General features: G+C 71.0%; 12 protein-coding genes. 4 read left to right on the top strand and 8 right to left on the bottom strand.

The annotated features are described in order from the left end of the window. Window positions 1-39 precede the first annotated feature (39 nt). Together ACIRDU_RS05420 and ACIRDU_RS05415 are read left to right on the top strand one after the other, a co-directional pair. Complete coding sequence (locus tag ACIRDU_RS05420; protein WP_403574722.1) at window positions 40-312, top strand: helix-turn-helix transcriptional regulator; 273 nt, start codon at window positions 40-42, stop codon at window positions 310-312. Then, window positions 309-776 (top strand): hypothetical protein, encoded by a 468-nt coding sequence (locus tag ACIRDU_RS05415; RefSeq protein WP_403574719.1) that lies wholly within the window; start codon window positions 309-311, stop codon window positions 774-776. The genes ACIRDU_RS05420 and ACIRDU_RS05415 overlap by 4 nt, the downstream gene beginning before the upstream one ends. Before the next feature lie 103 nt (window positions 777-879). On the opposite strand, the gene ACIRDU_RS05410 is transcribed toward ACIRDU_RS05415, so the two are convergent. Continuing rightward, window positions 880-1,059, bottom strand: coding sequence for a hypothetical protein (locus tag ACIRDU_RS05410; protein WP_351407020.1), 180 nt, complete (start codon window positions 1,057-1,059; stop codon window positions 880-882). A 180-nt stretch (window positions 1,060-1,239) separates the two neighbouring features. Between ACIRDU_RS05410 and ACIRDU_RS05405 the strand changes: the two genes are divergently transcribed. Together ACIRDU_RS05405 and ACIRDU_RS05400 are read left to right on the top strand one after the other, a co-directional pair. After that, window positions 1,240-2,565 carry a M16 family metallopeptidase gene (locus tag ACIRDU_RS05405; protein WP_403574717.1) on the top strand — a complete coding sequence of 442 codons (1,326 nt, stop codon included), beginning with the start codon at window positions 1,240-1,242 and terminating at the stop codon, window positions 2,563-2,565. Continuing rightward, window positions 2,562-3,911: a M16 family metallopeptidase gene (locus tag ACIRDU_RS05400; protein WP_403574714.1), complete on the top strand. Its 1,350-nt coding sequence runs from the start codon at window positions 2,562-2,564 to the stop codon at window positions 3,909-3,911. Before ACIRDU_RS05405 ends, ACIRDU_RS05400 begins: the two co-directional genes overlap by 4 nt. Window positions 3,912-4,158: 247 nt before the next feature. Here the strand turns inward: ACIRDU_RS05400 and ACIRDU_RS05395 are convergent, their stop codons facing one another. The 7 genes from ACIRDU_RS05395 to lxmK form a co-directional block, all read right to left on the bottom strand. Then, window positions 4,159-5,448: an ABC transporter permease gene (locus tag ACIRDU_RS05395; RefSeq protein ID WP_403574711.1), complete on the bottom strand. Its 1,290-nt coding sequence runs from the start codon at window positions 5,446-5,448 to the stop codon at window positions 4,159-4,161. Further along, window positions 5,445-6,443: an ABC transporter ATP-binding protein gene (locus ACIRDU_RS05390; RefSeq protein ID WP_403574708.1), complete on the bottom strand. Its 999-nt coding sequence runs from the start codon at window positions 6,441-6,443 to the stop codon at window positions 5,445-5,447. The genes ACIRDU_RS05395 and ACIRDU_RS05390 overlap by 4 nt, the downstream gene beginning before the upstream one ends. Window positions 6,444-6,511: 68 nt before the next feature. Further along, a complete protein-coding gene (locus ACIRDU_RS05385; RefSeq protein WP_403574705.1) occupies window positions 6,512-7,315 on the bottom strand; it encodes a class I SAM-dependent methyltransferase in 804 nt (267 codons plus the stop codon). Continuing rightward, on the bottom strand, window positions 7,312-7,977 hold the full coding sequence (locus ACIRDU_RS05380) for a flavoprotein (protein ID WP_403574701.1): 666 nt from the start codon (window positions 7,975-7,977) through the stop codon (window positions 7,312-7,314). The genes ACIRDU_RS05385 and ACIRDU_RS05380 overlap by 4 nt, the downstream gene beginning before the upstream one ends. Continuing rightward, a complete protein-coding gene (locus tag ACIRDU_RS05375; protein ID WP_403574697.1) occupies window positions 7,974-9,791 on the bottom strand; it encodes an ABC transporter ATP-binding protein in 1,818 nt (605 codons plus the stop codon). The genes ACIRDU_RS05380 and ACIRDU_RS05375 overlap by 4 nt, the downstream gene beginning before the upstream one ends. Window positions 9,792-9,854: 63 nt before the next feature. Then, window positions 9,855-10,919 (bottom strand): T3SS effector HopA1 family protein, encoded by a 1,065-nt coding sequence (locus tag ACIRDU_RS05370; RefSeq protein WP_403574694.1) that lies wholly within the window; start codon window positions 10,917-10,919, stop codon window positions 9,855-9,857. Then, the gene (gene lxmK / locus ACIRDU_RS05365) at window positions 10,916-11,974 is read right to left on the bottom strand and encodes a class V lanthionine synthetase subunit LxmK (protein WP_403574691.1); all 1,059 of its coding nucleotides are present in this window, start codon (window positions 11,972-11,974) and stop codon (window positions 10,916-10,918) included. Before lxmK ends, ACIRDU_RS05370 begins: the two co-directional genes overlap by 4 nt. Between the last annotated feature and the right edge of the window lie 212 nt (window positions 11,975-12,186).

The following is a 12,186-nucleotide window of genomic DNA, read 5'->3' as shown; positions in this document are numbered from 1 at the left end:
TTCCTTGACGAACTGTTGTGTTTCTACTACGTTTTTTCCATGAGCCCAGTGAGTCATCGCGAGGGAATGCAGATCTACAACCAGCTGAGAGTGCTCCGCGCGGAGCGCGGCCTCAGCCGCGTCGCGCTGGCCAAGCTGGTGGAGGTGCACCCGCAGACCATCGGTGCCATCGAGCGGGGTAACTACTTCCCGAGCCTCGACCTGGCGTTCCGGCTCAGCGAGGTGTTCGGGCTTCCGGTCGAAGCGATCTTCAACCGCAAGCCCTTCACCCCGCTCTCCGCCCAGCTGTACAACAAGGAGGAACGCTCGTGAGTCGGCAAGGTGCCAACGAGACGACGGATCTGGTTCGCAGTCCCATGCGTCCTGTGGCGCTCTCCCTCTGCGTGCTGAGCGCGGCCATGGTGGTGCTGTCGTTCATCTCGGACGGCAACGCGTTCTCCGACTCGTGGTGGCTCGTGGCCTTCGTGCTCTGGCTGCTGCTGTGGGGCGTGCTGCGCTCGATGACCCGCGGTGTGGCCGAACGGCCGCGGGCGGGACTGGACGAACGCGAGCGGGTCTTGCGCGACCAGGTCTCCTTCGTCGGTTACCAGTGCGCGGTCGGCGCCGGCATGGCCGTCGTGCTGCTCATGGTCGTCTTCCAGAACCAGCCCGACATGATCGAGCGGATGCCCGCGCTGCTGACGACGCTCATGCTGGCCGCGTCCGCCGTACCCTCCATCATCCTGGGGATGTCCGGTGCGAGCGTCGAGGACGCCGACGCGGATGAGGACGAGTGATTCGGCCGGCGCAGAGCGGGAATCAGGTTTTCGTGCGACAGGGCGGGTGCCCACCGATTGCGGCGGTGGGCACCCGCCCCTTTTTCTCAGCGGGTCACGCGGTTCAGCAGGAGTGGTCGAAGGTGTTGTCGACCGAAGCAGCCGAGACGGCGGACGCGGCGGAGATGCACGCGGCCGACGAGGTGGTGATCGTGACGGTGGCGGCCGGGGCCTCCACGGCCGGGACGATCTCGTCGGCGGCGGCGTAGGTGGAGTAACCGCTGATGAGGGACTGCGTGTTCATCTTGACTCCCGTGTTTTCGGATTCGAATGGTGACCGGATCGGCAATTTCACCAACCGCGTTCTCCGGCCGTGCCAGAACCATTCCTCGAACGACGGCGTGATGGCAACGGAGTTGACCGCATGCGGACACTGTCCGCTATCGGTCACGTCCCCTGTTGAGCCGGTACTCGACTCGGTCCTATGCTCGACGGGATGAGCCGAGATCAGCTGCATCGCTTGATATTGGACAATGGTCTTCGGGTGTTACTGGCACCTAATCCCGTGGGGGCCTCGATCGGTGTCGCTGTGCACTACGACGTCGGCTTCCGCACGGAACCCGAGGGGCGTACGGGTCTGGCGCATCTCTTCGAGCACCTCATGTTCCAAGGTGGCAGAGGTGCCGAGCCCGAGGGCTATCTGCCACGGGTGCAGCGCGCCGGCGGTTTCGGCGACGCCCGGACCCGCCAGGACGTGACGGTTTACTATGCCGCCGCCCCCGCCTCCGCACTGGAAATGCTGCTCGCGCTCGAAGCGGACCGAATGCGCTCGCCCTGTATTTCCGCGCGAAACCTCCGCACACAGACCGCGGTGATTGACGAGGAGATCCGGCTCATGGTCCGCAATCGCCCGTACGGAACTCATCCCTGGGTGCTGCCGCGGGCCTTGCACCGGCGCGCGGAGAACGCCAGGGACGGGTACGGCGAAACCGTCGACCTCGCCGGCTTCGACGTCGCCTTGTGCGAAAGGTTCTTCGCCGACCACTACGGTCCCGGAAACGCCGTGGTGACCATCACCGGCGCCTTCGACCGCCAAGAGGCGGAACGTCTCGTACGCCGGCACTTCGAGGATCTGCCGGCGCGTCCGACGGTGCGGTCGCCCGACCCGCACGAGCCGTTGCCGGGAGAGGAGCGACGGCTGACGGTCGTCGACCCGCACGCCGGTTCACCCGCCGTGGCGGTGGGCTACCGGATGCCGGACCCGGTCACCGAGCGCGCCGACTACCTCGCGCACCTCGTCCTGGCCGCGCTGCTCGGACAGGGCAGGCATGCGCTGCTGCGCCGCGGGCCGACCGCGGCCGCGGAGGCGTCGGGCCTCTCGGTGGGCTGCGGTCTCTTCGGACTGCCACTGGACACGGTGGGGCCGGATCTGCTGACGCTGTTCGCCGTGCACGAGCGGGAGCGAGGCGCTGAGCACATTCTGGACGCGCTCGACGGCACGTTGGAGGCGTTGGCGACGAACGAGGTCGCTGCCGGGCAGCTGCGTGCCACGACCGCCCGCTGGGCCGCCGGGGCGATGCGCGAGCTCGGTGATCCGGGCACTCGGGCGCAATTGCTCGGCCTGCGCGAGACGCTCTTCGGTGAGGCAGAGCTGACCCAAGCGCTGCCGGAGCTGGTACGCGACGGCGTGACCGGCGAACAGGTGAGCCGGGCGGCGGCCCGGCTCAGGTCCTCCCATCGGGCGGTCGTGCACTTCGTGCCCGGACGCCAGGCCGTGCCGCGGGACCTCGCACCGGAGATGACGGCATGACCGGTGGTGCGGCCAAGAAGCCCCTCGGGTACGGGAACCGGCCGGAGGCGAGCGTCGCGCAGGGGCGGCTGCCGCTGCCGGATGCCGACCTCACCCTCGGCAACGGCCTGCGCGTCGTGGTGTGTTCGGCTCCCGTCGTCCCTCTGGTCGAGATCCGGCTCACCGTCCCGTACGCGGCCACGGCACCCGGGGAGGTGGCCCACTGCCAGCTGCTGGCCGAGCTCCTGCTGCGCGGCACCGCCCGCCGGGACGCCGACGACCACGATGCGGCGCTGGCCGCGCACGGCGCCACCCTGGACGCCGCCGCGGACGCTCGAAAGCTCACCGTCACCGGGCACACCATGGCCGACGGCCTGCCCGCCGTACTCGCCCTGCTGGCCGAAGCCGTCGGCCGGCCGCGGCTGACCGAGGAAGCCGTCGCTCCCGAACGCGAACGGCTGGCACGCCGCATACGGCTGGCCACCCACCAGCCGGCGGCGCTCGCACAGCACGCACTGCTGCGGCGGAGGTACGGCGAGGAGAGAGCCGCCCGCTGGCAGCCGACGCCCGAACAGGCCGCCGCCTGCACGCGGGACGACCTGGCACGACTGCACGCGCGGCACCTGGGTGCCAGGAGCGCGGTGCTCGTGCTGGTCGGAGACCTGGAGCCGGAGGAAGCCCTCGCCACGGCCACCGAGCTGTTCGGGGCGTGGGAGCCGGGGCCCGAAGGCGACGTACCCGAGGTGCCGCCCTGGTTCCCGGGGGGACCTCTGCAACAGGTGGACCGGCCCGGGGCCGTGCAGAGCGTGATCCGGCTGGCCGCCCCCGCCCTGCCCCGGACGGACCCGGGCTACCCGGCCCTGCACCTCGCCCAGCTGGTCTTCGGCGGGTCCTTCGCCTCCCGGCTGGTCGCGCGCCTGCGCGAGGACAAGGGGTACGCCTACCAGCTCGGTTCGGGAGTGGAGTCGGTGCCGGGGGCCTCGACGCTGATGGTCGAGGCGGACACGGCTGCCGAGCACACCGTCGCGGCTCTGACGGTGATCAGGGAAGAGCTGGAGCGCATGGCCACCGATCCGCCCTCGGCCCGGGAGATCGACGCCGCCAGGCGGTACGCGGCCGGTTCCACCGCGACGGCGATGTCGTCACCGGGCGCACTGGCGTCCGGGCTGGCGAACCTGCTGCATGTCGGGGTCGGTGCCGACTGGTTGCACAACTGGGGGCCGCTGCTGGACGGCGTGGCCCCCGACCAGGTCGGCGAGGCGGCCCGCCGGTTCTTCCGGCCCGCCGATTTCACCGGGGTGGTCGTCGCCGACGAGACGTCGGTGGCGCCACTGCGCAGGGGCGCCACCGACGAACTCCGCTTCTGACGGCCCGAGGGGGCGGTGCTTCCGAGTGGTCACCCGGAAGCACCGCCCCCTCGGCGGTGTGAGCCGACCCGGAGGGTCAGCCCCGGCTCTTCTTGATCCCCGCGATGACGGCGATGAGGATGGCGATTCCGATGGCGATCCAGACGGCGGTGCTCATGAGGTGCTCCTTCATTGTTTCCTGTGAGTGGGGGGATCGGGGACGCAGTGAGGGGTCGGGGACAGGAGGGGCTTGGTCGGGGACAGGGGACTAACGCATGCGCAGCGCTTCGGTGAGCGGTACGCGGGAGCCGCTGCGCAGCACGCTGTTGGCATACATCCGTCCGGCCACGCGGGTCATCCCCGCCAGCGCGGCGGCCGCCAGCACGAGGGAGAGGGCGATCTGCCAGGCCGGGGCGATGCCCAGCAGCATGCGGGCCGGCATCAGGATCGGGCTGAGCGGCGGTACGAGCGACAGCCATTCGATCAACGGGTCGTGGGCGTCCTTGCTCAACAGGGCAATGCCCAGCACGAACGGCATGGTGATGAGCAGCATCACCGGTTGCACCACCCCTTGCAGGTCCTCCTGCCGCGAGACCCGCGCGGCGGCTGCGGCCAGCATGGCGGCGAAGAGGAAGAAGCCGAGCAGGAACCAGACGCCCAGCGTCACCAGCGACCCGCCCACCGCATTCGGCAGGGTGATGGCGCCGGTCCCCTGCGCGAGTGCCACCGCGGCTCCGCCGAGCACCACGAGCTGGGTCAGGCCGGCCACCGCGACACCGATGAGCTTCCCGGCGAGGAGCTGCCAGGGGCGGATGGTGGAGAGGAGCAACTCCACCACGCGGCTGGTCTTCTCCTCCACCACACCCTGGGCCAGGGTGATCCCGTAGAAGATGAAGAAGAAGTACAGCAGCCCGGTGGAGGAGACGATCAGCGCGAACTGCTCGGCCGCGCTCGTGTCCGACGGCTCGAGTGCGTGGACCTTCACGGTGGACGATGCCACGCGCTCCCTGAACTCCACGGGGTCCACGCCGGCGCGTTCGAGCTCCCGGGCGGTGCGCTCCTCGGCGACCGTGGCGCGCACCACGGCGAGCAGTTTCTCGTCCGCCTCACGTTCCACGGAGAGCGTGAGCTGCCCGTCGGTGCCGCCGAGCACGGCGGAGAGGTCCCCGTCGCGCAGGATCCGGTCCGTACGGTCGCTGTCGACGGTGACGAACTCGAAGTCGCCGTCCGCCCTTTCGGCGACCGCGGCGAGTACCGGGCGCATCGCCGCGACCTCCCGCTCGACGCCGACCTTGGCCGGACCGTCCTCGGCAAGGAAAATCACGAGGGCGTAGACGCCGAGGCCGAGCAACAGCCCCAGGGTGCTCAGGACGAAGGATCTGGTGCGCATCCGGCTGTTGATCTCGCGCCGGGCGACCAGGCCGACCGCTCGGCGGGCCGACAGCGCGCCGGTGCCGTGCTGCGGGCCGGCGGTGCCCCCGCCCTGGGCGCAGGCGCTTTCCCCGTCCGGGACGTCCGGGCCGTGCGTGTCGCCCGGCGCTCGTGTCACTGTGCTCATGTCTCGTCGTCCCCGTTTGTGTCGTTCGCTGTCGTCGCGACGCCGGCCGTCGTGCCCGTGCCCGGCATCCGCCCGGCGTCCACCCCGTGCGCGCCGGTTGTGGTGACCAGGTCGCGGTACAGGTCGGACAGCGGCGGTTGTTCGGACACGAAGGCGGTAACCGGCCCGGTGGCCAGCGCCGCGTGCAGGACCCGCTGGTCGTCCGCGCCCTTTGCCAGGCGAAGCCGCGTACGGGTGCCCTCGCGGCTCACGACCGTTACGCCCGGCAGCCCCGCGGCCCAGTTCTCGCCCGCCTCCGGGGTGTCGACCATCAGTCGTCGGTCGGCGTTCTCACTCAGCTCCTCGATCGTGCCGCAGGCGATGAGGCGGCCGCCGGAGACGATGCCGACCCGGTCGCAGACGCGCTCGACGAGCGACAGCTGGTGACTGGAGAACATGACGGGCACTCCGTCGGCGGCCCGTTCGACGAGCACGTCGTGCATGACGTCCACCGCCACCGGATCCAGGCCCGAGAACGGCTCGTCGAGGACCAGCGCCTCCGGGCCGTGGACCAGCGCCGCGGCCAGCTGGACCCGCTGCTGGTTGCCGAGGCTGAGGTTCTGGACCTCCTCGGAGGCGTACCGGGAGAGCTCCAGCCGCTCGATCCACCGGTCGGCCGCCCTGCGCGCGGAAGTCGACGGCAGGCCGTGCAACTCGCCCAGGTACCGCAGGTGTTCGCCGACCTTCATCCGTGGATACAGGCCGCGCTCCTCGGGCATGTAACCGAACTGCCTGCGGGCGGCGAAATCGACCGGACGGCCGCGCCAGCGGACCTCTCCCTCGTCGGGCGTGAGGACGCCGAGGACGATCCGCATCGTGGTGGTCTTGCCCGCCCCGTTGCTTCCCACGAAGCCGAACAGCTCACCGGCGCGGATACCGAAGGTCATGTCCGCGACTGCCTGACGTCTGCCGTACCTCTTTCGCAGGCCGTCGACCTCCAGCGCCGGCTGAGTCATGTCGTACCTCCAGAGTGCTGTACTAACTGGATGAAGTATTGCGTTAACACATCACCTCGTCAAGGTAGTCATACGCTTTGTCGCTCCACCACGTAGACGTGCTTCTCCGCTCGATCCGTGACCGGGCTGCGGTCCCAGTCGGCCCAGCGGCCCGTCACGCGCAGACCCGCGAGCCGGGCCATCACGTCGAACTCGGCAGGCCAGGCGTACCGGCTGACCTCGGGTACCTTCCGCAGCCCGCCGGCGCTCATGATCGTGTGGACGACCAGGACGGACTGCAGCGACTGGTTCACCTGGACCGTGTCGAGCAGCAGCGCGTCCGGCGCCAGATGACCGACCCGGGTCGTCGCCTCGGTGAGCCGGTGGTACACCTGCGGGTTGTACGTCTCGAAGACCGCGACCCCGCCGTCCGCGAGCGCGTCGTGAATGCCGCGCAGGCAACTGATCTGCTGCTCCTGGGTGGGCAGCATGAAAAAGGTGTTGAGGGCGGTGAGCACGAGGTCGTAACGCTCCTCGACGACCAGCGCGCTGAAGTCGCCCACCGCGGTGGTGACACTGCCGGTGGGGTCGTTCTCGTGGAGTTTCGCCAGCATCGCGGGGGATGCGTCCACGCCGTGGACCCGGTAGCCGTTCTCGGCCAGCGGGATGGCCAGCCGGCCGGTCCCGACCCCGAGTTCGAGCAGAGAGGCCGGGGCGGGGCGCAGCTCCTGGAGGAAGCCGACCATCGAGTCGATGGCGGGGCCCGCGGCGGGGTAGAGCGAGTCGTAGACGTCGGCGAGCGACTCGCCGTAGGCGCTGCTGTTCCCGCCCGGTTCGGTGTTCGGGCCGGATGTCGGCTCGGCATCGGCCGGCCGGTGTGTTTCGGTGGTCATCGTGCTGTCTCCGTGCGGTGTCGGGTGGATACGGTTTCCGGCTCGGACCCGTCGGGGCCGCCGAGGGACGGTGCCTCCAGCGCCGCCCGCAGCCGGTCGGCCGCGGACAGCACGTCGGGAAAGGACGCGGGCGCCCACGCTTCGCGCCTTCCGCTGGTCGTGCTGCGGCCGGGATGGGGCGGTACGACGACCACGTTGCGCCGTGCGCGGAGCTTGGCGGTGTGGTCGGCGTACGCCGCGCTCTCCGTGCCGCCGGGCGGCAGCGCGGGTGCCAGCGCGATCGCCGCCCGCGTGCACTGCAGCGCGAGGAGCGAGGGCGAGTCGCCCAGTCCCAGGGCCAGCCTGGCCAGGTAGTTCAGCGTCGCCGGGAAGACGACGACCGTGTCGGGCCACTGCGCGAGGTCCACGTGCCGCGCCCTCGGCTCCGGCTCGTCGGGCCACCGGTCCGCCAGCACCTCACCGCCGCCGATGGCGACCAGAGACTCCCGGGTGACGAACCTGGCGGCGGCCCCCGTCAGCACGTACCGCACTTCCGTCCCGGGGTGGGCGACCTTCAGCCAGCTCGCCCAGAACGGCAGATGCGCGGCGGTGACCGAACCCGTCCCGATCACCAGCAGGCGCCGCGCCCCGACCGGTTCGACCGCGGTCGCCGCGCTGGTCACCGGACCACCGCCCCGACCGCCGGGGTGGCCCGCACCGGCTCGCCGCCGGCCGGCTGCCGCGCACCGCCGCCGCGCAGCGACTGTCCGTGCACCAGCTCCCGGTAGAGCGCGCAGCGCGCCAGCAGCTCCTCGTGGGTGCCCCGGTCGACGGTGCGTCCCTCGTCCACGACCACGATCAGATCGGCGTCCTGCACCGTGGAGATGCGGTGCGCGATCACGAGCACCGCGCGCTCCTCGGCGAGGGTGCGCATCAGGGTCCGCAGCCGTTCCTCGTTCTCGCTGTCGAGTTGGGAGGTCGGTTCGTCGAACAGGACGACACGCGATTCCCGCAGCAGGACGCGGGCGGCCGCCAGCCGCTGCCGCTGACCGCCCGACAGGTCCTCGGCCCGTCCCAGCTCGGTGTCCAGACCGTCCGGCAGCGCTTCCACGGCGTCGCGCAGCGCCAGTGCCTCCAGCGCCCGCCACAGCTCCGTGTCCGGCAGGGCACCCGACTCGTCGTCCCGCCCGAGCAGGAGGTTCTGCCGTACGGTGCCTTCCACGAGGGTGTAGCTCTGGTCGACGTAGCTGATCGCGCCGCGCAACTGGTGCAGGGGCCAGTGTTCGACCGGCACTCCGCAGACGGAGATTCGGCCGGACTCCGGCAGGAGGAAGCGTTCGGTGAGGCCGAGCAGCGTCGTCTTTCCCGCCCCCGACGGCCCGACGATGGCGGTGAGCCCACGCGCGGGGGCCGCGAAGGTCGCCTCGTGGATGATGGCGCGCCCGCCGTCCCGGAAGGTGACCGCCTCGAACTCCACCGCGGGCGCGGTCGGTGACGGCTCGATGGGGAAGGCGGCCCCGGGATCCTCGGGCGCGATCGTGAGCACGCTGTTCAGGCGGGCGCGCGCCGCCAGACCGCTCTGCATTCTGGCGACCCCCGAGACCAGCAGGGTCAGCGGCGCGACGAGTTGCAGCAGGTAGACGATGAAGGCGGCGAACTCGCCGATGCCCAGGTCCCCGGAGGCGAGCCGGGCGCCGCTGGTGACCATCACCGCGACGATCGAGAGCTGTTGGCCGAGCTGCATCGTGGGTCCGACCAGGGCGGTCACCCGCGCGACCGAGACCGCGGCCCTGCGCGCGTCCTCGATGCTGTGGCCCAGCGTGGACGCCACCTGCCGTTCGGCGAGGAACGCCTTGACCGTGGGCAGTGACAGCACGGCCGCCGTCATGTGCTGGGACATGGTGCCGACGGCGTTCTGCTGCCGTTCCACACCGCCGCGGATCGACCGCACGCACAGGAAGATGCCGACACCGGCGATCGTGAACGTGGCGAGCACGACGAGCAGCAGGACGCCGTCCAGCAGGCCCATGGCGATCAGGGTGCCGACGGCCAGGAACAGCGAGGACGGAATCTGAGCCACGCCGACGTCCACCACGGAACGCAGCTGTGTGCTGTCGGAGTTGGCCCGGGCCACCAGGTTGCCGGCCCCCTCCCGCCGCACCCGCCGCAGCGGCAGGGTCAGGATGTGCGAGGCGATGCGCAGCCGTGCCTCGGAGACCAGGCCCTCACCGGCGCGGGCGAGCAGGTAGGAGGACAGCGCCGACGCGAGCCCGGCGCCCACCGCGAGGCCCGCCATCGTCAGCAGCGGGCCGACGGGACGTTCGTCCCCGGCGAGGGCCATCACCAGGTCGCGCACCTGGAGGGGGAGGACGAGGGTGGCGGCGGCGGAGAGCAGGCTCAGCACCACCGCGGCGGCGACGGTCGCCTTACGGTCCTTCAGAAGCTGCGCGAAGACACGCAGTTCGTCCGTGCCGTCCGGGCGTGGTTCTCTGGCCATGGTGAGGGACCTCCTGCAGTGTGCGGTGACATCCGGCCGGCCGTCGGCGACACGGCGGACGGCTCAGATCGCGGACCGGAGGGCCGTCTTCCACGGCCAGTCGTCCGAGTCGAGATTGCGGGCGGGGTCGGCGGGATCCACGTTCGCCGCGATGCACGCGGAGGCCAGCTCGGCGGCCGTCGGCCGCTCACGGTGCCGTTCCGCCGCATCCACGAAGGCCCGCGCGACCACATGCGCCCGGTGTTCGCCGAAGCTCAGTCCGCGCATGCCCGTACGCCTGTCCTTCGGCTCCCACGCTGCGGTCACACCCGGCGCGAGCACATGGGCGAAAGCGGGGGCGGGTCCCTCCGGCAGGGCGGTGGCCAGGGCGCTGTCGACCACCGTGCCGACGGCGTCCCAGGAACCCGAGCCCAGGTAGACGACCATGCCGTCGTTGCGCGGCAGGCTCGCCGGATTCGAGATGATCTTCGCCCGGTAGGTCGCGGAGCGGCTCTCCAGGGCGCTCAGCACGGCATGCCACAGCTCGGGCGCCGCGTCGGCGTCGGCCACCCGCAGATAGAGCCGCAGCAGAGCGCCGCCGCCGGTGGTGCGGCCCGCGCCGCTGTCCACGAGGAAGAACCCGGGAGAGACGAGTGGGCGGGCCGACGGGAGGTTCATCCGCACCACCGGGCGGGCGGGATCGCCCGCCGTACGCCCGGTGTCCCGCAGCGTGACCGAGTCCGGTACGTTCACGCGCAGGCCGTCGATCTGCACGACCGGCCGGCCGGCCGCCGTCCGCCGCCCGGTGAGAATCCCCGCGGCGACCGTCTCGCGGTGCGGAGTCGCCTGTGCCAGCCGTGCTTCGAAGTGCGGCGCGCGCAGGGTCCTGGGCGCCTCGCGGTCCTTGACCCCGCGCCCGGTGTGCAGCACTTCGTACAGGGTGCGGGCGAGCAGGAAGCGCATCGCCGACGCGGACTCGGCGGTCACTTCGTCGTCACGCACCCATGCCGTCCTGCCGTCCGGCGTGATCCGTACGTCCTCCAGCGCCCGGCGGAGCCCCGCCGCGAGCTCCGGGACCGCTCCCTCCTGTGCGTCGAACGGCGCCGGCCGGGGTGCGGCCGTGACGGTCTCCTCGATGCGCGTGCTCATGCTGCCTCCCCGAGTCCGACCGTGGAGACGAAGCTCCGCGGATCCAGTAGTGCGGTCCTGCCGATGCCCGCCGCCGCCCGGACGATGGCCGACAGCCGGCCGCTCTCCCTGGTCGAGGCGATCAGCCGGTCGATCAGGTGCCATCCGGCGTAGGACGTGGCACGCACCACGAGCCCGTCGTCGTCGGGGCCGCCGCCCTCGCGGTAACCCCGGTGGAAGGCGGAGATCAACGGCAGAACGCGGGTCAGCTCCTCGCTGCCCCGTGCCACGACCTCCTCGTGGGTGAGCACGGCTGAGAACGCGTCGTCCGTCTCCTGTGCGGGAATCCGCAGCACCGCACGGTGCAGCCACTCGCCGACGTACGATCCGACATCGCGTGCCGGGTCGCCGAGCCGGAACTCCTCCCAGTCGTTGACGTAGAACTCCGTGTCGCCGATCAGGAACTGATCCAGCCGCAGGTCACCGTGAATGGGCACGCGAGCGGCCCCCGCCTCGGCCGCTCGGAGCCGCTCCAGCTCCTCGACCAGCACGGCGTCGCGCTGCAGCAGCCCCCACGCCTCGACGAAGGCACCGGTGGCGTTGACGTAGCTCTCCAGCGGAAGCGACCGCAGGTCCTCGACCGGCGGGTACGGATGGGGATCCGCTTCCGGGAAATCCTCGACCTCGTACGGGAGCTGGTGCAGCGCCGCCAGTGTCCGTCCGGCCTCCGCCGACATGGACTCGGTGAACTCCTGGTCCGCGGCGAGTTCGCTGCCGGATCTGATGCCGTCCAACATCCGGAACACCAGCAGCCGCTGCTCCTCGTCACCCCCGAGGAACTCCGGGCGCGGGAAGGGGCGGACCCCTTCCCGTGCGAGGCGCTCGAAGAGCAGAATTCTCCGATACCGTTTCAGGGATTCCTTGGGGTTTCCCTTGAGTCTTTTCGTGAATACCGAGTCGCCGGTGTCCGTGATACCCGACCAGTTCTCGTTCCGGCCGGGATAGGAGTAGATCTCCGAGGCGCTCAACGATCCCAACCCGAGCCGTCTCAGCAGTTGTTCGACCGACGAGTCCACGGGACTTTCGACAGCCGACGCGGAAGACCGGCCCCGGGGATATTCAATCTTTTCTCCAGCCACAGGGGCTTTCTATCGCGGGGCGCTGCCGCCGGACAACGAATTGACCGGCATCGGCCACCGTCGGCAGACCCGGGCGGCCCGGTTCGGCTCGGCCATCGGGCGGCGTGACAGTCCGCGGCGCCGGGCGCGGTGTCGCGGGACCGCGGGGC

It is taken from the genome of Streptomyces sp. NPDC093598 (assembly GCF_044764825.1).
GTDB lineage: Bacteria > Actinomycetota > Actinomycetes > Streptomycetales > Streptomycetaceae > Streptomyces.
Note: the sequence above shows the minus strand (reverse complement) of the source record. Positions and strands in the feature narration are given on the sequence as shown.

What these genes read in the sequence shown, in the direction of transcription:
- ACIRDU_RS05420 (WP_403574722.1), top strand. Translation starts at nt 40, where the DNA reads ATGAGCCCAGTGAGTCATCGCGAGGGAATGCAGATCTACAACCAGCTG.
- ACIRDU_RS05410 (WP_351407020.1), bottom strand. Translation starts at nt 1,059, where the DNA reads ATGAACACGCAGTCCCTCATCAGCGGTTACTCCACCTACGCCGCCGCC.
- ACIRDU_RS05405 (WP_403574717.1), top strand. Translation starts at nt 1,240, where the DNA reads ATGCTCGACGGGATGAGCCGAGATCAGCTGCATCGCTTGATATTGGAC.
- ACIRDU_RS05400 (WP_403574714.1), top strand. Translation starts at nt 2,562, where the DNA reads ATGACCGGTGGTGCGGCCAAGAAGCCCCTCGGGTACGGGAACCGGCCG.
- ACIRDU_RS05395 (WP_403574711.1), bottom strand. Translation starts at nt 5,448, where the DNA reads ATGAGCACAGTGACACGAGCGCCGGGCGACACGCACGGCCCGGACGTC.
- ACIRDU_RS05390 (WP_403574708.1), bottom strand. Translation starts at nt 6,443, where the DNA reads ATGACTCAGCCGGCGCTGGAGGTCGACGGCCTGCGAAAGAGGTACGGC.
- ACIRDU_RS05385 (WP_403574705.1), bottom strand. Translation starts at nt 7,315, where the DNA reads ATGACCACCGAAACACACCGGCCGGCCGATGCCGAGCCGACATCCGGC.
- ACIRDU_RS05375 (WP_403574697.1), bottom strand. Translation starts at nt 9,791, where the DNA reads ATGGCCAGAGAACCACGCCCGGACGGCACGGACGAACTGCGTGTCTTC.
- ACIRDU_RS05370 (WP_403574694.1), bottom strand. Translation starts at nt 10,919, where the DNA reads ATGAGCACGCGCATCGAGGAGACCGTCACGGCCGCACCCCGGCCGGCG.